Here is a 20,773-nt window from a genome sequence, read left to right on the forward strand (position 1 = left end):
TGTTGAATACATGAATAAATTTTACGTTGTTTTCTTTCTTCTCTTTCAACTAGGAGGTATTAATGCACAAAATGACACTGGAATTTTTGGAAGAGTAGTGGATTCCAAAACCCAAAATCCATTGGGTTTTGTAGTTGTGAGTATTCAAAATTCTTCATTAATGCAACTCACAAAAGCCGATGGAAATTTTAGTTTTGATTCCCTTCCCCCAGGAAATATCTTGCTTCTCGTACACAGTCAAGGATTCCAAGACGGCCTGTATCCTATCGAAATTACTGCGGGAATAAGGCTGGATTTAGGAACAATCGCGCTGGAAGAAGACCAATCTATCGAACAGCAAAGCAGCATTATCACACTTATAGAAAGCGATTTTGGCGAAGACAACAGCAGTTCCGAAAGTACATCTGGTCTTCTACAATCCTCGAGAGATGCTTTTTTGCAAGCTGCCGCCTTCAATTGGGGACAAGCCCGTTTTAGAGTTCGCGGATTAGACAGCGAACATTCTACGATGATGATCAATGGCGTTGTAATGAATAAAATCCTTGATGGAAGGCCACAATGGGGCGAATGGGGAGGTTTAAATGATGCCCTGCGCAATCAGGAATTCACCTTAGGAACAGCGCCCTCGGATTATACGTTTGGTGGAATTCTAGGAACACAAGAAATAAATACCAGAGCTTCTATTTATAGGCCTGGTTCCCGAATTTCATTTTCAGGAACCAATACCAATTACAGTTGGCGTACTATGGCAACACATGCTTCGGGGATGAACGCAAGAGGTTGGGCTTTTGTAGTTTCAGCAGGAAAGCGCTGGGCGCAAGAAGGCTATTTTGAAGGAACCAATTATGATGCGAATTCCTTTTTTATAAGCATCGAAAAAAAATTAAGCGAGCAGCATTCCTTGAATCTAACCGCACTGTATACGCCGAATTCCAGAGCTAAAAACTCCCCAAATACGGCAGAAGTGACCCAGTTGACGAACGTAAAATACAATTCCTATTGGGGTTTTCAGGATGGTAAAAAGAGAAATGCCCGCATAAAAACGATAGAAGAGCCTACGATAATGTTGAATCATTATTTTAAAATCAACGATAAAGCCAATTTGAATTCGAGTGTACTGTATCAGTTTGGTAAAATTGCCAATAGCAACATCGATTTTCAAAATGCAAATAGTCCAGATCCTGCGTACTACAGAAAAATGCCTAGCTATTACACCTCGCTCTATGCGCGGGATAACGGAGAATTTTCGGGAGCTTTTACACCTGATTTTGAAAATGCGGAGAAAAGTAAAGCAGCATTTCTAGCCAATCCACAAGTGGATTGGAAGGCGTTGTATGAGGCCAATCAAAATCCTGTTTTTGATTCCAATGGACTAATTACAGGCTATGAACCCACAAAAAGTAAGTATGTTTTGTACGAAGATCAAGTCCAAGACCAAACAGTAGTAGCAACAACAAATTTGAGTGTTCTTCTTTCAGAGCATATCGCTCTAAATGCAGGAGCGTTTTTTAAAAAACTACAATCACAGAATTCGCAACAACTTTTGGACTTACTGGGCGGTTCTTATTTTGAGGATATAGATGCATTTTATGGCGGGAATCAATCCCAATCTGATTTGAATAATCCAGACCGTCAAGTGGTGGTTGGCGATACGTATGGATACAATTATAATTTTTATGCCAATACTTTAGATGCTTTTACACAGTTTAAGTTTACTTTTAGTAAGGTGGATTTTTATTTGGCTCAAAGTTTTTCAAAGAGCAGTTATCAAAGAGAAGGATTGTATAAAAACGGAATTTATCCCAGCAATTCCTTCGGGAAAAGTGAGAAAGTGGTCTTTGAAAACTTTGGCTTCAAAGCCGGATTGAATTTAAAAATTTCGGGAAAACAGTTGGTAACTTTCAATGCGGCACATTTGACGAAAGCACCATCATTACGCAATACTTTTGCAAATTCAAGAGTGAATAATTCAATTGCTGACGGGATCGAAAGCGAAAATAACAGCAGTTTGGATGCTAGTTATGTGTACCGATCCCCAAAATTTAAAGCCCGACTAACTGCCTATTATGCTTTACTTAAAAATGCCACTCAGATTTCCTTTTTTTATGCCGAAGGAATTTTTGATGATGGCGCAGGCTATTTAAATACCGATGCTTTTGTGAGTCAAACTTTAACACAATTGAATAAAAAGAATATCGGAGCAGAATTCAGTTTGGAATACCAACTAAGTCCTACCTTTAAAACCACTTTTTCAGCCGCATTTGGCGAATATACGTATGACAGTAATCCAAAAGTGACGTTGATTAACGATGCGCAAGCTTCAGTGGAAAATACGAGTCCGGTTTTCGATTTTGGAACCGCGGCACTCAAAAAGTACAAGCAAGCGGGAATGCCACAACGGGCCTATTCCGTAGGGGTGGAATACCGAGACCCCAAGTATTGGTGGATTAGCGCCAATATCAATTACCTGACCAATAGTTACATTGATATTTCTCCGATTTCCAGAACCGAAATATTTTATAGAAATCCATCCAGCGGTTTTAATTTTCCAGAGGCGACGGAGGAACGGGCAGCACAACTGCTTCAACAAGAAAAATTTGCTCCAACTATGTTGCTTAATCTAGTGGGCGGAAAATCGTGGCGAATCTATGGAAAGAATGTTGGAATTTTTGCCAGCATCAATAATGTACTCGATGTTACTTATAAAACAGGCGGTTACGAACAAGCCCGAAACGCTAATTTCAGAGAAAGAAACCAAGATATTTCCAGCGGCAGCCCTTCTTTTGGACCCAAATATTTCTACGGATACGGTCGAACGTATTTTGTGAATCTGTATATCAATCTTTAAATTAAAGTATATGAAATCAACATTTTACAGCGTCTTTTTATTTTTGCTGATGCCATTCACATTCAGTAATTGTGTGACAGATGATATTCCAGCGCCAAAACTGCTATGTACCCAACCAGATTTAGTACCCAATAAAACAGTTGGTGAAGTTCAGTCCACTGCAAATGCCATTGTCACACAATACAAATACGATGATATTATCGAGGCGTATGTAGTTTCCAGTGATGAATCAGGGAATTTTTTTAAGTCGATTTCCTTTCAAACTTTGGCAACAGCCACAACGCCGGCTGTAGGTTTTAGTGTTCCCGTGGACGCGACCAACTTATATATTGATTACAGATTGGGCAATAAAGTATACTTAAAATTAAAAAACCAGTACACCGATATTTCCTTTGGCGGACTGCGTATTGGAAGCATTTTTGTGAATTCCTACAATGAAGGTGGGGTAGGGCGACTTTCGCAAAATGATTATAAAAAGGTGTTGAATGCGTCTTGTACCAATGTAAAAGAGGAAGTTTTAGTGCGGTCCTTGTCGATGTCAGAAGCACTGCATGATTCCAATTTGAATACCTTAGTCGAGCTGTCGGATGTTCAATTTTCAGCAGCCGCAATAGGTCGTCGGTATTTTGAGGAAACCAATAATGTGGGTGGCGCGACCAATTGGAGTTTGCTGGATAAATTGGGGAATCAAGTTTATTTTAGAACCAGTAGTTTTTCTGATTTTGCCACAAAAGTAGTGCCCGATGGCAGCGGTAAAGTAAGAGGAATTTTGACTAAATACGGAACGGACTATCAATTACTTCCCCGATCCGAAAAAGATGTGGTGATGACCGGAAACCGAGCAGTTCCTTTTTTCTACGAAGATTTTGAAACAGTAATAGATAAATCGAAATTAAATTTACCCGGTTGGGCTAATTTGGTTCAAAAAGGAACACTTTTCTGGAAAGGAACAGTATATTCTGGTAACGGTTATGCCGAATTTAACATCACAGGAACTAAAGTTGTTTCAAATGTAGCTTGGTTGATTTCTCCCAAAATTGATATGGACGTTCACTCAAACGAAGTGCTGACTTTTAGAACCGCGCAGCATCATTTAGACGTTGACTCGCCATTAAATGCATTGGACGTTTATGTTTCTACTAATTTTGATGGATTGAATGTGACCGCTGCCACATGGATTCCTTTAGTTGTAAAGTTGCCCAGTCAGGCTACGCCTTGGTATCAATTTATAGGTAGTGGCGCCATTGATTTATCATCGTATAAAGGCAAAATCAATATCGCTTTCAGGTACACTGGATCGGGTAAAAATTTGGCTTTGGATGGTGCTTTCCAAATAGATGATGTTCAGGTTTTTGGGGATTAATAATTTTTATAAAAGACAAGAGTTGAATTCACTATATTTGTCCCTCTTAAAAAAAACACATCATGAAATCTACTTTATTAGCACTTGTTTCTTTATTATTTGTTTCTTGTTTATCGGATAACGAAGCATCTAAACCTGTTGATTACACGATTCAAAACGAAAAAGAGATCGTGGATTACATTGCCAAAAATAATTTGACTGCCACAAAAACCGATTCAGGTTTGTATTATGTGGTTAATGAAGCGGGAACTGGAACTCAACCAACAGCTTCATCTAATGTAACGGTAGCGTACAAAGGGTATTTTACTAATGGAAATACTTTTGACCAAAGTAATGCTTCAGGAATTTCATTTGGTTTAAACCAAGTGATAAAAGGATGGACAGAAGGCATTCCGTATTTTAAAGAAGGTGGAAATGGAGTTCTTTTAATTCCTTCTCATTTGGGTTATGGAAGCACTGGTAGCGGACCTATTCCAGGCGGATCTGTACTTGTTTTTGATGTTAAACTGATTAAAGTAAATTAGTTCGAGGTTATTATAAAATCAAAAAAGGCTGTCTTCACGGACAGCCTTTTTTGATTTATTACTTTTTGATTTCAATAATGCTTATCGCATAACCGCCACCTGGAGCACTAAGTTGTGCCAGTTTTGATTTGTTGGTTACTGTTATTTTACGAATTGTATACGCTTGCGGATTGGTTTTATAATGCGCATCTTTTGCATCAGCATAAATCGTAGCCTCATATTTTTTTCCTTTTTCTAAGAAATTAAATTTGATTGTTGAGGTACGAGGCGTGTCTCCATTAACATTACCAACGAACCAATTGTTCGTTCCTTTTGCTTTACGGGCTACGGTAACGTATTGACCAGGTTCTGCTTCAAGGTATTTGCTGTCAGACCAATCTATCGCTACATCTTTTATAAATTGGAAAGCATCTAGGAAACGATCATAATTTTCTGGAGTATCAGCTGCCATTTGCAGTGGGCTGTACATCGTTACATATAATGCCAGTTGATTTGCTAGGGTACTATTTACATGCGAGTTGTTGTCTTTGTTCATTTTGCTCAAGTCCATTTCAAAAATACCTGGCGTATAATCCATCGGTCCACCTACCAAGCGGGTAAACGGCAGCACCGTAACGTGATTGGGTTTGGACCCACCAAAAGCTTGGTACTCCGTTCCTCTCGCTGCCTCGTTACCAATTAAATTTGGATACGTTCTAGCAATTCCTGTAGGGCGAACCGCTTCATGTGCGTTGACCATAATTTTGTAATCGGCTGCTTTTTCTATTGCATATTGATAATGATTGACAATCCATTGGCTGTAATGATTTTCACCTCTTGGCATAATATCACCCACATACCCACTTTTTACAGCGTCATACCCGTTGTCTTTCATAAACTGATACGCTTTATCCATGTGGCGCTCATAGTTACGCACTGATCCAGATGTTTCGTGGTGCATCATCATTTTTACCCCTTTCGCTTTAGCATATTCATGCAATCCTTTGACATCAAAATCAGGATAAGGTGTCAAAAAATCAAAGACATAATCTTTAGAATGTCCAAACCAGTCTTCCCAACCTTCATTCCAGCCTTCGACTAACACAGCATCAAAACCGTGTTTAGCTGCAAAATCAATGTATTTTTTCACATTTGCATTGTTTGCTCCGTGTTTTCCATTGGGTTTTGCTTTTGAAAAATCAGTAATGCCAAGTTGCACCGCAGGAAACTCATCCGTGTACGCCCATGAGCTTTTTCCAGTAATCATTTCCCACCAAACACCCACATATTTCACCGGTTTTATCCACGAAGTGTCGTCAATTTTGCTAGGCTCATTCAAGTTCAATGTCATTTTTGAAGCTAGAATTTCTCTTGCATCATCGCTTACAATTATAGTTCGCCAAGGCGAGTGATGTGGCGCTTGCATATACCCTTTGTCTCCTTTTGCATCTGGCGTTAACCAAGATTCAAAAATCATGTTTGTATCATCTAAATTCAAATGCATACAGGAATAGTCAATCAATGCCGCTTCATGTAGGTTAATGTACAATCCATCGGCTGTTTTCAGCATTAGCGAAGTTTGAACTCCTGTAGTAGAAAATGATTTTTGAGAAACATTGGCGGTTGTTGCCTTTTCAGACAAACTTCTAATTTCAGATAACTTGGAGGTAGTATAATCGTATTCTTGCGTGTCATAATCGCCTGGAATCCAGAATGCGGTGTGGTCGCCCGTCATGGCAAACTGAGTTCGCTCCTCTTTGATAACAAAATACGTTAGGTTTTTTTGCGAAGGAAATTCATAACGGAAACCCAAACCATCATCAAATAATCGGAACCGAATCACAATTTGTCTGTCGGTTCCTTTTTGATTTAAGGTCACGGCCAATTCATTATAATGATTGCGAATTGAGGCTACTTCTCCCCAAACTGTCTTCCAATTTTCATCAAATGTGGTTGCCTTTGTATCAATAACAGTAAAGTCATTTAGCAATGATTTTGTATCATTTTTCAGTTCCAAACCCAATTTACTAGGTTTCACCACAGCTTTATTTTTGTAATTTAAGCTGTAGCTTGGGGTTCCGTCGTTTTGTAAAGCAAATTCCATTACAAATTTTCCGTTTGGTGATTGTACCTTTTGTGATTGTGCAGGGCTAAAAAACGCGAGCCATGCTAGGGCTGTGAAAAGAAATTGTTTCATTGTAAAATATATAAGTTAATAATTAATCCAAGTTTGATGTTAAAAGCTCCTTAAGATGCCTTTACGAAATCGATTTATTCCGAAAAAGTAAAAGTAAACCCTTTGGACACTACATATATTGCTGATTAAAAAAAAGTAGATTTTATTTCTGTATTAATAATGCAAGTTAATTAAAATCAGCATATTGTGTAAAAAAAGCAATAAAAAAAAGTAGTGAATTTATACTGAGTTCTAATGTAAAGTAATTAAAACGGACTGGGTTAGCATACTAGTATTCAGGTGGGCGTATCCCTTCGTAAAAACTGCGGGTCGGGCTTTTGGCTCTATCTTTATTTTTTTAAAGAAAAAAAATAAAGGATGCCGCCGCAATCCCTTACGCAAAGAAATCGATCTGTATTATTAAAATGTTTGTTGACGAACCGTTTAGAAACCTCCTTAAAAAGTCAAGTAGATTTTTTTTTGCACAGTATAATGGGTTAATATATTTCTAATTTTCTTTGACGAATAGCAAGAAGCGCTTTTTTCTAATGCAAATGAGTTCCGATGTGCATGACTTGACTTTCAAAATCTTCTCGTGGACCCGCAGCTTTGTTTTTGAGTTGCGAACGGTAATTGTAAATTGTAGAAACGGAATACCGCAGGAAAGTTGCAATTTTAGCACTGTCCTTGATCCCTAACCGAATGAGCGCAAAAATTCGCAATTCAGTATTGAGCAGTTCGCCATCTTTAAGTTGTGTCGCTTCATCATCAATTAATAAAGCATTAAATTCTGTTATAAATGTGGGGAAAAGTTGCAAAAAAGTATTGTCGAAAGCAGTGAGAAAAGCAGCGAGTTCATTTTCGACAAATTCTTTTGATTTTACGGCACTAATTAGGTCGTTCATTTTTCCTGACGTAGCCATGACATTCAACTTGCGGCGGTATTCATCTAATTTTCCTATGTAATGGGAGCATTGATCCATGTAGCGACCAATGTATATTTCCTTTAAAAGGTTGGCTTCCGTCAACGTATAATTTGTATCATTCAACTTCTCATTAAAGGTGTTTAATTCTTGATTCAATTCAGAGAGTGTTTTGTTTGCTAAACTGATTTCCTGCTTCGCTTTCGACAATTTTTTCATTTGTTTAAAAAGTAAAAAAAGCAGCGCTAACAAGAACACGGATAACGTACTCACACTTATTAAAAACAGAATTAACTGAAAACGATTGGTTTCATTTTGTTTTTGATACGCCTCGTTAATAATGGGCAACATCTTCGATATTTCATAGGTTCGTAGGCGTGCATTACAAAAAAGGGCGTCTTCAAGCGAGCGTTTGATATAGGTAGTGGCGCGGTCGATATCACCGTTTTCATATTGTAAAAAAGCCAAAGACCGCAACGAAATGTATTCTTTTTTGGCCAACTGCAAATCGGAAATAGCTGAAATAGTCAACCATTTTTGCTCCTGATCGAGGCTCTTTTGCTGGCGATACGCCTGTGAAATAATATAGGCAATAACCGCACGATCAGCACTGCTGTTTTCAATTTTTGGAAAATAGGGTAGTAATAATGCCAGTGTTTCTTTGTGTTTTCCCGCATCAAGAAAAGCGCTGGACTTTGCCATAACGTAAGCGCTGGACTGCGGTTTATAATACTGTAATGAAGAATCACGGTACTTTTGAGTCAGTGTGATATACTTTTTTTTCTCTTGAACAGAGGCGGCGTAATCCGACATGTATCCATAGACGGTACTGTTTACCGTAAAATAATAGCCGCGTAATTCAGGGGAAGTCTTGATATCAATTCGATTCAATATATCGGTAGCTTCTTTATACATTCCTAACGTTCCCATGATGGAAGCGAGGTTCAACTGAGCATCATTTATTTTCTTGACATCCTTTACCACTACTGCTATTTGAAAACTCTTTCGGGCATACATTAATGCGGAATCTGACTGATACGATTTGTATTCGGCATATAATTTTCCGTACAGCGTGTATTTCTGAAGGTCGGTTTTTGTGTACGAAATACGGTTTTTTAAAATATTGATTTTCTCCTCTTTTTTATTCGAATACAGCGCATAATCGGCTACCGTTTGATCTAATTCCTGTGCCAATTCCTGTGAATTATTTTGAGAAAAAAGAAAAAATGGAAACAGTAAGGCAGTAAATAATTTCAAAAATCGATTCATTCCAATGGGGTTAAAGAGGTGTAAAAATAATTAAAAATTTAGAGCAACCACTAATGAAGTAAGTCAAACGTAGGAAGTTCCAAAATGAAAGCCTATTTGCCGATTCTTTATTATAGATTGTTAGCATTAATTGGTCTAAATCGGCATCTAAAATTATAAAAATAGTTCCCGGATGAAACGGATTCAGCGGATTGTCGCTGATTACGCTTACCAGAAATATTTAAAATCCCTTCAATCTGTGGCTAAATTTTTTAAAATCGTGTCTCACACAAGAAACGTATTCAGCAGATTGTCGCTGATTATTAGTAGAAATATTTATGATTCTTACAATCTGTGAAAATTTGTGGAATTTGCGGTAAAATTTTACTTCATTCTTTAAAATAATAGATCCTAACGAGAAAAATCCTTTCAATCTGTGGCTAAATTTTTTAAAATCGTGTCTCACATAAGAAACGTATTTAGCAGATTGTCGCTGATTATTAGTAGAAATATTTATGATTCTTACACTTTGTGAAAATTTGTGGAAGCGGCGGTGAAATTTTTAATTTAGATGTAACCGATACGTTAAGTGACTAAGTATCCGTTTAATCTGTGCTAATCTGTGGCTAAATTTTTTAAAATCGTGGTCAAAAATGAAACGGATTTAGCGGATTATCACTAACCATACGTACCATGAATATTTGAAATCCTTTAAATTTTTGGTTATCAGTGGCTGAACTTTTTATACGCGGCCCTACACCTTAATGCTGAATAATTTGCTATAACCCTATTTATTGTGCATTTAAAACTATCAATATTTACGGCTTCTAGTTTTTTATAAAGCCATAACTTCATAAGTACAAAGCAAATCATTAAATTTGTAGCTTATTCAAAGACATGTTAGAAAAAGAAGTAATAAATTTCGAAAAAACGGCTATTGTAGGGATCGTAACTCAAAATCAAAGTGAGGCAAAACTAAACGAATATCTTGACGAATTAGAGTTTTTGACTTTTACAGCAGGAGGCCAAGTGGTGAAGCGTTTTTCACAAAAAATGGAACGCCCAAATCCCAAGACATTTGTGGGAACAGGAAAAATTGAAGAGATTCACCTGTTTGTAAAAGAGAACGACATTTCGACTTTGGTATTTGATGATGAATTGTCGCCATCCCAACAAAAGAATATTTCAAAAATCATAACCGAATGTAAAATCCTAGACAGGACGCACCTGATCTTGGATATTTTTGCACAACGTGCCGAAACTTCGTATGCCAGAACGCAAGTAGAACTGGCGCAATGCCAATACTTGCTGCCAAGACTTTCCGGAATGTGGACGCACTTAGAACGTCAAAAAGGGGGAATTGGAATGCGTGGACCTGGAGAAACGGAAATTGAAACCGACAGACGTATTGTGCGGGACCGAATCGCGTTATTAAAAGAAAAAATAAAAACTATCGACAGGCAAATGGGCGTGCAACGCGGGAATCGTGGCGCTATGGTTCGTGTGGCTTTAGTAGGATATACTAATGTTGGGAAATCAACCTTGATGAATGCAGTAGGGAAAAGTGATGTATTTGTGGAGAACAAACTGTTTGCAACACTAGATACCACCGTTCGGAAAGTAGTCATCAAGAACTTGCCTTTCTTACTTTCTGATACCGTAGGATTTATCAGGAAATTGCCAACACAACTAGTAGATTCTTTTAAAAGTACGCTGGATGAGGTTCGCGAAGCCGACTTGCTTTTACACGTGGTTGATATTTCGCATCCAGAGTTTGAAGATCATATTGCCTCTGTAAACCAGACTTTATTAGACATCAAAGCCAATGACAAACCAGTTATTATGGTATTCAATAAAATTGATGCTTACAAGCCATTGACCATAGATGAAGATGATTTAATGACCGAAAAAACACCAAGACACTTCACTTTAGCCGAATGGAAATCCACGTGGATGAGCCGGGTAGGAGAGCAAAATGCGTTGTTTATTTCGGCCACCAACAAAGAAAATTTCGAGGAATTCAGAGAACGCGTGTACGAAGCCGTACGACACATTCACATCACCCGTTTCCCATATAATAAATTCTTGTATCCAGATTATAAGGATGCTGTGGAGAAAGAAGTAGATGAAGACACGGAAGAGGAATAAGCAAATCCTTTTTTATACAACACCTAATCCCTTTTGAATTTCAAGAGGGATTTTTTTTTGGGCATGACCCAGCTTTCACTAGCGTTACAGCTGGGTCGGGCTGTCCGCTGCAATCTTTTGTGTAGTCCCGAAACTTCGGGACTACACAAAAGGATTTTCACTACCATCCCTCATGCGAAACGAGTACGATCTATCCTACTTGAATTGCGAACAGCAAAAAAGCATTTTGTGATTTGTAAGAATTTTTTAATATATTTGAATGAAAAATAAAATGGAAAAAACCTGCTTCAATCTACCTGGAAATGGGTGCATGTGCGAAGTTTTTTTCGCAGATATACAATTTAGCTGAATTTAAACAAAAGTCAAATTAATTCTTTAAATGAAAAAAATAATACTCACGTTCTTTTTTATTTCGTCATTATGTATAAAAGCTCAAGAATATAAATTTGACACTATGACTTTATACGCTACTAAATACAAACAGATTGAGTTTAAACAACAAAATTACACAAATTCAAATATAAAGTCTTATTCCATGAGAATATCAGTATATGGTGATTACATTGAAGCAAAAATTTTTGATTATAAAAGCAGAAAAACTCATTACTTCAAAATAAATGATATAAAATCGAAAAATGAAATTACTTTAAATTTCACATATCAAAATAGCTATAATTTAGATACACGTGAAGGATTTTACCCAAAATATGTATATGATTTTGAAACTGTTGAAGAAAATACTGATTTTAAAAAAGTTAAATTAAATGCCTATAAAAATTCAAAAAGTAAAAAATCTATATTCTATTTTGATTTAAAATTAAAACCAAATGATTCAAATTTATTTCATGCCTTTAGATTAAGTTGCATTCATGGATTTGAATTCATAGAAAAATTTGACATCAATGAAAATTATATCGTTGAAAGTGCAAAAAGTGTAACACACGATGGTCAAATAATTGAACATACATTATTAGAATGTAAAAAAATAGATTTGACCTTAAAGGTTAAATAAAACCGTCAGCTAACAGTAAAGGCTTAGTTTCGTTAGGCGAGGTTAACGAACAATGAACCCGCAGTTGAATCCTCTACGGCGGACAAGCTGTTTCCGGCTGAGGGTTCATCAATACTACGCAATTATCGTAAAATTATCAGAACGATTTTGAAGAAGTAAGAACGCCTCTTTTTTTCGATTAAAATGTGTGGGATTTTTATCGTGATTTCATTTGCTTTTTTGTGCAAAGCAAATCAACTATATTTATCAAGTAGTTAATGTTTTTTGCGAACTTTGGAGGTTTTTAGACGAAGTGACATTGTAAGCAATACTCAAAAATTTAAAGTAATATTTTATTAAATCAAGATGAACATTAACTTTTTTTCTAACTTATTGCTTTGGCTATTATTAACAATTTTACCAGAAATGGTGTTTTCTCAATCGACCGACTTTACCATAAAAGATGTAAAGTTTATAAGTGAGGGCGTTACTCTTGTAGGTTCAGTTTTAACGCCTAAAAAAATAGTTGCAGCAGTTGTAATTGTTCATGGATCTGACCCAGTAAAAAGAGAAATGGAGTTCGCAAAACGTCTTGCTAAAGAAGGTATCGCTGTATTGACCTATGATAAACGTGGAGTTGGAGAATCTGGTGGTGTGTATGCAGGACCATCTGTTGGCACAAATAATATTGACACTACTAATCTTACTTTATTAGCTCACGATGCAAGTGCAGCGGTAAATACATTTCGAACCTATCTGAAAGATAAGAAAATATCAATCGGATTAATAGGTTTCAGTCAAGCAGGATGGATAATCCCAATTACTGCAATCAAAAATCCACAAATCAAATTTATGGTTCTTTTTAGTTGTCCTACTATTACAACATTAGAACAGCTTCGATTCCAGTTTTATACTAATGGAAACAATAATTTTTGGGAAAATCATACAGAAGCAGATGCTCGTGAGCACATCAAAAATGATGTTGATCGTTATCAATTTACAGCAACTGATCCAAAAATTTTTCTAAACAGTATCTCAATCCCAGGTCTCTGGCTTTTTGGTGAAAAAGACATACAGATTCCAGTCAACTTGTGTATCGAGCAACTAAATACATTGAAAGCTCAAGGTAAGCCTTTCGAGTACGCTTTGTTTTCTAAATTAGGGCATAATACTGCCAGTGATGGTAATACAGTTCCTTTTGATATTTCGATTCAATGGATAAAGCAGAAAACTTTAAATAGTAAAAAGTCTAAACCATCAAAATAAAGTAGTGCCTAAAAAGGGAAGGGATTGTTGCGTTCGACGCGGCGAACGAATACCCGAGCGATAGCGAAAAAACAAATCAATTAACTCGCGGTTGAATCCTCCTCGGCGGTCAAGCTGTAACTGGATATATGCCGTTAGCACTTATCATGTTATCATAAAATTTTCAGAAGGATTATCAACAGGCAATCACGCCTCTTTTTTTTGCAGTAGATTTAGTGTTTTTCCACTGCTTCTCTTCATTTGCAAAGGGGGAAACCTTTAAACATTTTTATGTCATTTTTAAATTCTTAATTTTTTGGTACCACTTTATTAAAAAACTATCTTCAAGTAATTTAATTATTTTACACGCTTTTAATTGTTTTTATATCCACATTATAAGGACGCAGAGGAGAAAGAAATAGAAACATACAACGAGGAGGAATAAGCAATTCCTTTTTTATACAACACCAAATCCCTTTTGAATTTCGAAAGGGATTTTTTTTGAACAAGCTGCAGATTTTGTTATGTTTCAGCATTTTGTGGAGTTGGTGTACTAATTACGATTATTTATTAAAAAAATCTATATATCTGTTTTTTAGATAATTAACATAAAAAAACGTATATTTATATGGACGCAAAGTATTCCTGAAAATGGGCTTGCGTTATGGTATTTTGTTTATTGTATTCTGTTCATAAACAAATACCAAAGATTCACAACTATAAGCAAGAGCGTATAAAAACATAACTCTTCTAAGCAATATAAAAAAGATTTACATCACCAATAGTGTCTAAATTTCCTATAAAGATTTCCTGTCAATTACCTATTTAAATCGGATAGTATCATTTGGTATGTTTTTAAATGCTTGATTTATATTTTGAATAGTAATTGTTGAAATTCCAGAAGGTTCCAGGATACTTTTGTAACGGAAAATATTTCGTCAAAAAAAAGTATAATTTCTTACTTCTAGGTTACAAGTCAAAAAAAACATTTCTAATTAAAACGAACGCTATTTGAATTTTAAATTAAAAAACAACGAAATTATAAATAATAAGATGACTAGTAAATTAAACATAGGAATTCTTGGCGCTGGTGGTTTTGCAAATTTTGCTGCAAAATCATTCTTAAAAGTAGAAGGAATAAAAATAATTGCTGTTACAGATATCAATGAATCGGCTGCAAAAGCAACTGCAAATGATTTGGATGCCAAAGTGTACAAGAATTATCAAGACATGCTACAGGACGATACCATAAATCTTATCTATATTGCAACGCCCCCGTTTTTGCACTATTCGCAGTCAAAATTAGCTCTTGAAGCAGGGAAACATGTTATTTGTGAAAAACCTGCCGCCTTAAAAGCAGAAGAAGCAGAGGAATTGGCAGCGTATGCTAAATCAAAAGAATTTTTGTATGTGGTCAATTTGATGCAACGTTACAATCCATTATACAAGATTGTCGATCAAATAATAAAAGAGAACATCTTAGGGGAATTTCTACATGGTTTTTTTGAAAATTATGCCAGTGACGAAAAATTAACAAAGGAACATTGGTTTTGGGACGAAGATAAAAGTGGTGGCATTTTTATAGAACATGGAGTTCACTTTTTTGATATGTTCGAAGGTTGGCTAGGTTCTGGCAAGCTGGTAAGCGCAATACAATCGCAGCGAGCAAATGTATCACAAAAAATAGTCGATCGCGTGCAAGCAACCGTGAGTTACAAAGACAGTTTTGTAAATTTTTATCATGGCTTTAATCAACCACAAATTTTAGACCGTCAAGAATTGCGGTTACAATTTGAAAAAGGAGATATTACGCTTTTTGAATGGGTTCCTGTAAAAATGAGAATTAATGCTTTATTAACTCATCAACAAAGAATAGATTTAGAAAGCAAACTCGAATATTGTATTTTGGAACAACACAATCCAGCCGGGCAAGAAAATCAAAAAGTAGTTGGGAACTTTAAAACTATTTGTTTCGATGAATTTGTAACGATTGATTATGGAACTGCTGCTGAAAAGTCGAACCGATATGAAGAAATTGTTATTGCAATGATAGTAGATCAATGGAAATGGATTAAAGACAAATCGCATTGCAGAATAATTACCGAAGACAACGCGGTAAAATCTTTGCAAATAGCCGAAGCCGCAGCAAAAGCGGCCACTTTTATTTAATTACTACAGCCATTTTTAATTAATAATTATAGCATAAGTAATTAGGATTGTTCAAACAATGTTTGCAAGGGTAATAAAATGACAAAAGGTGTTGCTGTAAATGGATTTCTACTATGCTAATCTGTAGTATCCTAGACGCAAACAAATACCACAGATTATAAACAGCAATTAAAGTTCACCTAATTAAAATATAACTCTTCTCGCTTACCAAAAAGAGTTATATTTAAAACAGAGTCTAATCATTCTGTATAGATTTCATATCAATGACATATCTAAATCGGATATCTTGATTTTTGATATGGTCAAATGCTTGATTTACATCTTGAATTTTAATTATTTCTACATGAGGTAAAATTTGATGAGTAGCACAAAACGCCAATACTTCTTGTGTTTCCGCAATACCACCAATTAACGATCCCGCAATTGATCTCCCGTATTTAGCAACGTCCATATTATTGGTAGCGGTCTCATAAGGCCCTAAAAGACCTACAGTGATAATAGTTCCACGTGGTGACAACAAGTTGATGTACTCATTAATATCAAAACTAGTAGGGATGGTACAAAGTAAAAAGTCAAAAGTGCATTCTTTTGCTGTCATATCCGCTGCATCATCAGAGAGTAGCACGTAATCAGCGCCAAGTTGCATCGCCGCATCTCGTTTGTCCTCGCTTGTTGTAATAGCGGTAACGGTTGCACCCATGGCTTTTGCAATCATAACAGCCATATGACCCAAGCCCCCTATTCCAATTATTCCAACAGTATCACCCGCTTTTACTCCCCAATGTTTTAATGGCGAATAGGTAGTTACGCCAGCACAAACGATTGGTGCAGCGCTAGAAATCTCAAGTTCAGAGGGAATGGATACTAAAAAGTTTTCTTTGACAACAATGTGACTTGAAAATCCTCCAAAAGTATTAAATCCTGAACCGTCCGCTTTAAAATAACCATTATACGTCATGGTTGGACCTACAAGACTCAAGCAATATTGTTCTTCTCCTGCTTCACATGATTTACAATGTTGACAAGAATCAATCATGCAGCCTACACCAACAATATCATGTAATGCGTAGTTATGCACGCCTGAACCCGTTTGGATAATTTTTCCTATAATTTCATGACCTGGCACACACGGATAAATGGTGTTATTCCAATCGTTATTTACTTGATGGATGTCGGAATGACAAATACCACAAAACAAAATTTCAATTAAAACTTCATCTGATTTAGGTAGATTTCTTTCAATCTCCATCTTTTCAAGAGTTTTTCCTCCGATAAAACTACCTGACGCTCCGTAGGCTTTGGTTGTAATTTTTTTTCCTTCATCATTTACAATTGTACTTTCCATAACTAAAAAATTTAAATGTTACTATGCTATTAAAAGTAAGGATATTAGAAAAAGAATTTATTATACTATTTATTTAGTTTCTTGCAAAATTTAATGATTTTAATAGATTAGAAATGTGCTGGTTACATGTTTTTTAGCTGTTCATTAATTCTAAGTTTGAGCAATCATTTAGGAAGGTAAAAAATCAAAAAGACTTGCGCACTATTGGCTTTCACTTGGCCACTTTCTCTGCGGTATATCTGTGTTGAGTCCAAATTTAAATATAATGATAAACTTTAGCATTTGGTAAGTAGTAAGTTGGTAATGATACTATTTAAAAACGCGTATAAAATGATAAAATCTCTTTTGAAATCTATTTCAAAAGAGATTTTTTCTAAAATGTAACTTTAATTAGAATCCATAATTAACCCCCAGTCCAAAAACCTCTCGTACTTGAACGGCTTGTATGGAATTATCGTCATAGATAGCTTGTACCGCAACATTAGCCGATAAGTATTTGTTGATTTTCAGAAACAAATTCATTTGGTAATCAACATCAACATTTTGTGGGTTGTCTAAATAGTTTGAATACAAATTCAATCGATTTTCGACAGACACATTAGTCATTACATTGAACTTGTAATAAGCAGTAATGCTGGCTCCAAATTCAATTCGGCTTGAATCGCCTTGCAAGACCCCAAAAGAAGGGCCAAATTCCGTAAAATGAGGGTGAACGATAATAAGTTTAGCCGTCGCAGGAGAAAAATTGACGTTTATGTTATCGCTTTTTTTCCACCAAATACCAGGTCCAAATTGGAAATAAGCAGGAGAAAAGAAATGAGAAATCTTCCGATCATCTTTGTCTAAACCAGTGTCCATTTGAGTTTTGAAATTAAAAAAAATGGAATAATACCATTCTCCTGTAGCTTTTTTACCCCAAAGTGAATTTAGTTCTAAACGATCATCTGTTTTTGCAGTTTTTTCATCTCCTTTTATTTTGGTTAAACCATAAGCCAAAATAAATTTGTTATCCCACGCGATAGCGCCTTTTTTATAGTTGAGGTCGTAATTCAGTCCAAAATTTCCTGCCACATTCGATGTTCCGCCACCCAACCATTGCTTGTTGTACGCCGATTGATTGAAAAGTAACGAAATGGTGCCTTTTTTGGTCCAAAACTGAATAGTGTCTGTTGCTGTTTCTTGCGCAGTAACAGAAAGTAGGGCAAAAAAAAATACTAAAGAAAGAGCTGTTTTTTTCATGACTTTATGTTTTAAATTCCACAACTAAAGTATAAAAAAATCACAATAAATTATCCTTTCTTTATCGCTTTGTACAAGGGCACGGCAGAACAAGCTTCGCCATACATTATGCTTCGTGCAAAAGGGTATAAATAACTAGAAGATAACACATAAGCTCGCATCGGAACCGGTTTTCTGGAGCATCCTTTTATAATAACAGGTTTGTTTTCATATACGGAATAGTCAATTTTTGGCAATAATTCTTCATAAAGAGACGCCTCTAAATCTTCTATCGTTCCATTGATGATTTTCTTTGCAAATGGGGCTAATTGAATCGCAACCAAAATGGATGCCCATGCCGGAACAATGGCATCAGTGCTGCAATGAATCGCTACATACTGATCTTGATATTGGGACCAATCATGATTTTTAAGTTCCGCTCTAAAGTCTTTTTCTCGTAATAAAAAGCCTTCCAAAAGCCATTGCGAAATATCGATTTGCGCCCGAATTCCGTTAGGATAATAATCCTCGAGATCGAAAACTATCAAAACACTATTGGCTACTTTATTTATGATTTCTTCCATTTCTGAAGTCTTAAAGTCAAAGGTCGAAAGTCATAATGTCAGCTATTTTCCAACTTTACGACTTTCAACGTTGGGACTAATTACAGCATTCCTAATTCTAATTTTGCTTCCTCGCTCATTAAGTCTTTGCTCCAAGGCGGATCAAAAGTGATTTCTACTTCAGCATCTTTTACATGCTCAATTGATTTTACTTTTTCTTCTACTTCTCTTGGTAAACTTTCTGCAACTGGGCAGTTAGGAGAGGTAAGTGTCATTAAAATCTTTACTTCGTAATCCGTATTGACCATTACGTCATAAATCAGTCCTAATTCGTAAATATCTACAGGAATCTCTGGATCGTAAATAGTCTTTAATATTTTTACGATTGATTCTCCTAACTCAGTGGTGTCTATTTCTTGTTCCATTTTTTTCTATTTATTTTGTGACTTTTTTATTAACATATAAGTCATTTAAGTTTCTTCTTTTAAGTAATACGAAAGTGAATATAAGTTTTTTGTTCAGTTTCTATAAATTTTTATCTTATATGACTTATATGTTTAAATCGTTTTTTCTATTAAAGTTTTTTATTCAGTGTTTGTAAATTTTTGACTCATATGACTTATCTGTTTAAATCGTTTTTTCTATTCATCTCGTTTACGATAAAACTCGTTTACCAAAGTTTTTTGGCCTTCGAAGCAAATGTTCTTTACATTAAAGTTAATTAACAAACCTATAGGTGCATTCAATAAATTCATATAAGTAAGTAATTGCGCTTCAAAAATAGGGTTTATTTCGTTCACCGATTTTAATTTAACTACGAGAGTATTTTCTATAAATAAATCACATCTTAATTTAGATTCTAACTCATGTCCTTTATATTTTAGAGGAACCAATAATTCAGACGAATACATTATTTTTCGTAATTCTAATTCTTTTTTGAGACATTGGTGATAAACGCATTCCAAAAGTCCGGGACCAATGCTTTTATACATTTCAATTGCTGCTCCATTAACCTAATACACTAAATCCTTAAGATAACTTCTTGTTATGTTCATTATTGTCAAGTTTAGATTATACTAGGTTAGTGTTTGTTTATCATAATTAAAAAACTTACATGACTTATATGTTTAAAACTATTAGTTCATAAATTAATTCTTCGCATTGAACGCCAATGCGTACATTTTTATGTTCTTTATCATCGATACTAAACCGTTTGCACGGGTAGGCGACAAATGTTCTTTCAATCCTATTTCGTCAATAAAACCCATTTCGGCTTCCAGAATATCAGATGCTTTTTGATTGGAGAAGGTCCGAATCAATATGGCGATGATTCCTTTTGTTAAGATGGCATCACTATCAGCGGTGAAAACAATTTTGTCAGCTGTTTGCTCCCCTTGCAACCATACTTTCGATTGGCAACCTTTAATGATATTATTTTCGGTTTTGTATTCTTCTTTGATTAGCGGCAGTTTTTTTCCTAATTCGATGATGTATTCATAGCGTTCCATCCAGTCGTCAAACATGGAAAATTCATCAACGATTTCGTCTTGTATTTCTTTAATTTTCATAATTAGCTGATTTTATTTCCGTGTTATTCTTTTTTAACAAATGAATTTATCTTAGCAACGAATTTCTTTATTTCCTTTGGCGGAAAGCCATGATCAAAACCTGTTGTTTCATAGCTTTTGTCTTTGTAATTGATTTTCAAGTTAGCGATGGCTGCACCATCATGAAAACGCTTTTCAGTTGGTGCTTTCAATTCGGATAACCGATCTAATTCTAACTCTTTGAAACAAGCAACGACTTCTTTCCAATCGGCATCATTGATTTTGATGGGTGCCGTTTTATCATTTCCATCTCTGTCTTTGGAGACCGTGATTGTTTGATTTTTGAGGATAATTTTTTGATAAAACCCTCTGGTATTGGCAGTATATTCAATACTTACATTTTCCATATCTTGAGCCTTAGCACTATCGCAACTGTTGCCTAAGAAAATGGTAAGGAGTAAAATAGATAGTATTTTCATGTGGCTT

The 20,773-nt window shown here is 35.6% G+C and carries 16 protein-coding genes; 7 read left to right on the top strand and 9 right to left on the bottom strand.

From position 1 onward, the window contains the following. The first annotated feature begins 10 nt into the window (after positions 1 to 10). The 3 genes from BUA03_RS02585 (at position 11) to BUA03_RS02595 (ending at position 4,735) form a co-directional block, all read left to right on the top strand. Positions 11 to 2,848, top strand: a complete 2,838-nt coding sequence (locus tag BUA03_RS02585) for a carboxypeptidase-like regulatory domain-containing protein (protein ID WP_066075716.1) — start codon at positions 11 to 13, stop codon at positions 2,846 to 2,848. 10 nt (positions 2,849 to 2,858) lie between these two features. After that, positions 2,859 to 4,211, top strand: a complete 1,353-nt coding sequence (locus tag BUA03_RS02590) for a DUF5689 domain-containing protein (RefSeq protein WP_066075713.1) — start codon at positions 2,859 to 2,861, stop codon at positions 4,209 to 4,211. Positions 4,212 to 4,273: 62 nt separating this feature from the next. Further along, positions 4,274 to 4,735, top strand: a complete 462-nt coding sequence (locus BUA03_RS02595; RefSeq protein ID WP_066075711.1) for an FKBP-type peptidyl-prolyl cis-trans isomerase — start codon at positions 4,274 to 4,276, stop codon at positions 4,733 to 4,735. Positions 4,736 to 4,793: 58 nt separating this feature from the next. Here the strand turns inward: BUA03_RS02595 and BUA03_RS02600 are convergent, their stop codons facing one another. Both BUA03_RS02600 and BUA03_RS02605 read right to left on the bottom strand, forming a co-directional pair. Beyond that, entirely contained in the window at positions 4,794 to 6,911 is a 2,118-nt protein-coding gene (locus BUA03_RS02600; protein ID WP_066075709.1) for a glycoside hydrolase family 97 protein, read from the bottom strand. A 524-nt stretch (positions 6,912 to 7,435) separates the two neighbouring features. Then, positions 7,436 to 9,082: a DUF6377 domain-containing protein gene (locus tag BUA03_RS02605; protein ID WP_066075706.1), complete on the bottom strand. Its 1,647-nt coding sequence runs from the start codon at positions 9,080 to 9,082 to the stop codon at positions 7,436 to 7,438. Between the two features lie 876 nt (positions 9,083 to 9,958). Between BUA03_RS02605 and hflX the strand changes: the two genes are divergently transcribed. From hflX to BUA03_RS02625, 4 genes are all read left to right on the top strand, one after another. Next, on the top strand, positions 9,959 to 11,209 hold the full coding sequence (gene hflX, locus BUA03_RS02610; protein WP_066075703.1) for a GTPase HflX: 1,251 nt from the start codon (positions 9,959 to 9,961) through the stop codon (positions 11,207 to 11,209). 379 nt (positions 11,210 to 11,588) lie between these two features. After that, positions 11,589 to 12,221, top strand: coding sequence for a hypothetical protein (locus BUA03_RS02615; protein ID WP_139255597.1), 633 nt, complete (start codon positions 11,589 to 11,591; stop codon positions 12,219 to 12,221). Positions 12,222 to 12,566: 345 nt separating this feature from the next. Continuing rightward, positions 12,567 to 13,466 carry an alpha/beta hydrolase family protein gene (locus tag BUA03_RS02620; protein ID WP_066075695.1) on the top strand — a complete coding sequence of 300 codons (900 nt, stop codon included), beginning with the start codon at positions 12,567 to 12,569 and terminating at the stop codon, positions 13,464 to 13,466. A gap of 990 nt (positions 13,467 to 14,456) precedes the next feature. Continuing rightward, entirely contained in the window at positions 14,457 to 15,614 is a 1,158-nt protein-coding gene (locus tag BUA03_RS02625; RefSeq protein WP_157492180.1) for a Gfo/Idh/MocA family protein, read from the top strand. Between the two features lie 235 nt (positions 15,615 to 15,849). Here the strand turns inward: BUA03_RS02625 and BUA03_RS02630 are convergent, their stop codons facing one another. The 7 genes from BUA03_RS02630 to BUA03_RS02660 form a co-directional block, all read right to left on the bottom strand. Next, positions 15,850 to 16,959 (bottom strand): NAD(P)-dependent alcohol dehydrogenase, encoded by a 1,110-nt coding sequence (locus BUA03_RS02630; protein WP_066075690.1) that lies wholly within the window; start codon positions 16,957 to 16,959, stop codon positions 15,850 to 15,852. Positions 16,960 to 17,349: 390 nt separating this feature from the next. After that, the gene (locus BUA03_RS02635) at positions 17,350 to 18,198 is read right to left on the bottom strand and encodes a DUF3078 domain-containing protein (protein WP_066075687.1); all 849 of its coding nucleotides are present in this window, start codon (positions 18,196 to 18,198) and stop codon (positions 17,350 to 17,352) included. 50 nt (positions 18,199 to 18,248) lie between these two features. Beyond that, complete coding sequence (locus BUA03_RS02640; RefSeq protein ID WP_066075684.1) at positions 18,249 to 18,761, bottom strand: DUF2480 family protein; 513 nt, start codon at positions 18,759 to 18,761, stop codon at positions 18,249 to 18,251. A gap of 80 nt (positions 18,762 to 18,841) precedes the next feature. Then, positions 18,842 to 19,165 carry an SUF system Fe-S cluster assembly protein gene (locus BUA03_RS02645; protein ID WP_066075681.1) on the bottom strand — a complete coding sequence of 108 codons (324 nt, stop codon included), beginning with the start codon at positions 19,163 to 19,165 and terminating at the stop codon, positions 18,842 to 18,844. 216 nt (positions 19,166 to 19,381) lie between these two features. Then, on the bottom strand, positions 19,382 to 19,738 hold the full coding sequence (locus BUA03_RS02650) for a GxxExxY protein (RefSeq protein ID WP_262489195.1): 357 nt from the start codon (positions 19,736 to 19,738) through the stop codon (positions 19,382 to 19,384). Between the two features lie 150 nt (positions 19,739 to 19,888). Beyond that, positions 19,889 to 20,308 carry a SufE family protein gene (locus tag BUA03_RS02655; protein WP_066075678.1) on the bottom strand — a complete coding sequence of 140 codons (420 nt, stop codon included), beginning with the start codon at positions 20,306 to 20,308 and terminating at the stop codon, positions 19,889 to 19,891. Between the two features lie 23 nt (positions 20,309 to 20,331). Then, a complete protein-coding gene (locus tag BUA03_RS02660) occupies positions 20,332 to 20,766 on the bottom strand; it encodes a hypothetical protein (protein WP_066075675.1) in 435 nt (144 codons plus the stop codon). Positions 20,767 to 20,773: the final 7 nt, after the last annotated feature.

This window comes from Flavobacterium fryxellicola, assembly GCF_900143245.1.
In the GTDB taxonomy this organism is placed as follows: domain Bacteria; phylum Bacteroidota; class Bacteroidia; order Flavobacteriales; family Flavobacteriaceae; genus Flavobacterium; species Flavobacterium fryxellicola.

Coding starts and splice junctions, on each gene's coding strand:
- BUA03_RS02635 (WP_066075687.1), bottom strand. CDS start 18,198: ATGAAAAAAACAGCTCTTTCTTTAGTATTTTTTTTTGCCCTACTTTCT.
- BUA03_RS02590 (WP_066075713.1), top strand. CDS start 2,859: ATGAAATCAACATTTTACAGCGTCTTTTTATTTTTGCTGATGCCATTC.
- BUA03_RS02605 (WP_066075706.1), bottom strand. CDS start 9,082: ATGAATCGATTTTTGAAATTATTTACTGCCTTACTGTTTCCATTTTTT.
- hflX (WP_066075703.1), top strand. CDS start 9,959: ATGTTAGAAAAAGAAGTAATAAATTTCGAAAAAACGGCTATTGTAGGG.
- BUA03_RS02645 (WP_066075681.1), bottom strand. CDS start 19,165: ATGGAACAAGAAATAGACACCACTGAGTTAGGAGAATCAATCGTAAAA.
- BUA03_RS02640 (WP_066075684.1), bottom strand. CDS start 18,761: ATGGAAGAAATCATAAATAAAGTAGCCAATAGTGTTTTGATAGTTTTC.
- BUA03_RS02585 (WP_066075716.1), top strand. CDS start 11: ATGAATAAATTTTACGTTGTTTTCTTTCTTCTCTTTCAACTAGGAGGT.
- BUA03_RS02660 (WP_066075675.1), bottom strand. CDS start 20,766: ATGAAAATACTATCTATTTTACTCCTTACCATTTTCTTAGGCAACAGT.
- BUA03_RS02620 (WP_066075695.1), top strand. CDS start 12,567: ATGAACATTAACTTTTTTTCTAACTTATTGCTTTGGCTATTATTAACA.
- BUA03_RS02595 (WP_066075711.1), top strand. CDS start 4,274: ATGAAATCTACTTTATTAGCACTTGTTTCTTTATTATTTGTTTCTTGT.
- BUA03_RS02630 (WP_066075690.1), bottom strand. CDS start 16,959: ATGGAAAGTACAATTGTAAATGATGAAGGAAAAAAAATTACAACCAAA.
- BUA03_RS02615 (WP_139255597.1), top strand. CDS start 11,589: ATGAAAAAAATAATACTCACGTTCTTTTTTATTTCGTCATTATGTATA.
- BUA03_RS02655 (WP_066075678.1), bottom strand. CDS start 20,308: ATGAAAATTAAAGAAATACAAGACGAAATCGTTGATGAATTTTCCATG.
- BUA03_RS02600 (WP_066075709.1), bottom strand. CDS start 6,911: ATGAAACAATTTCTTTTCACAGCCCTAGCATGGCTCGCGTTTTTTAGC.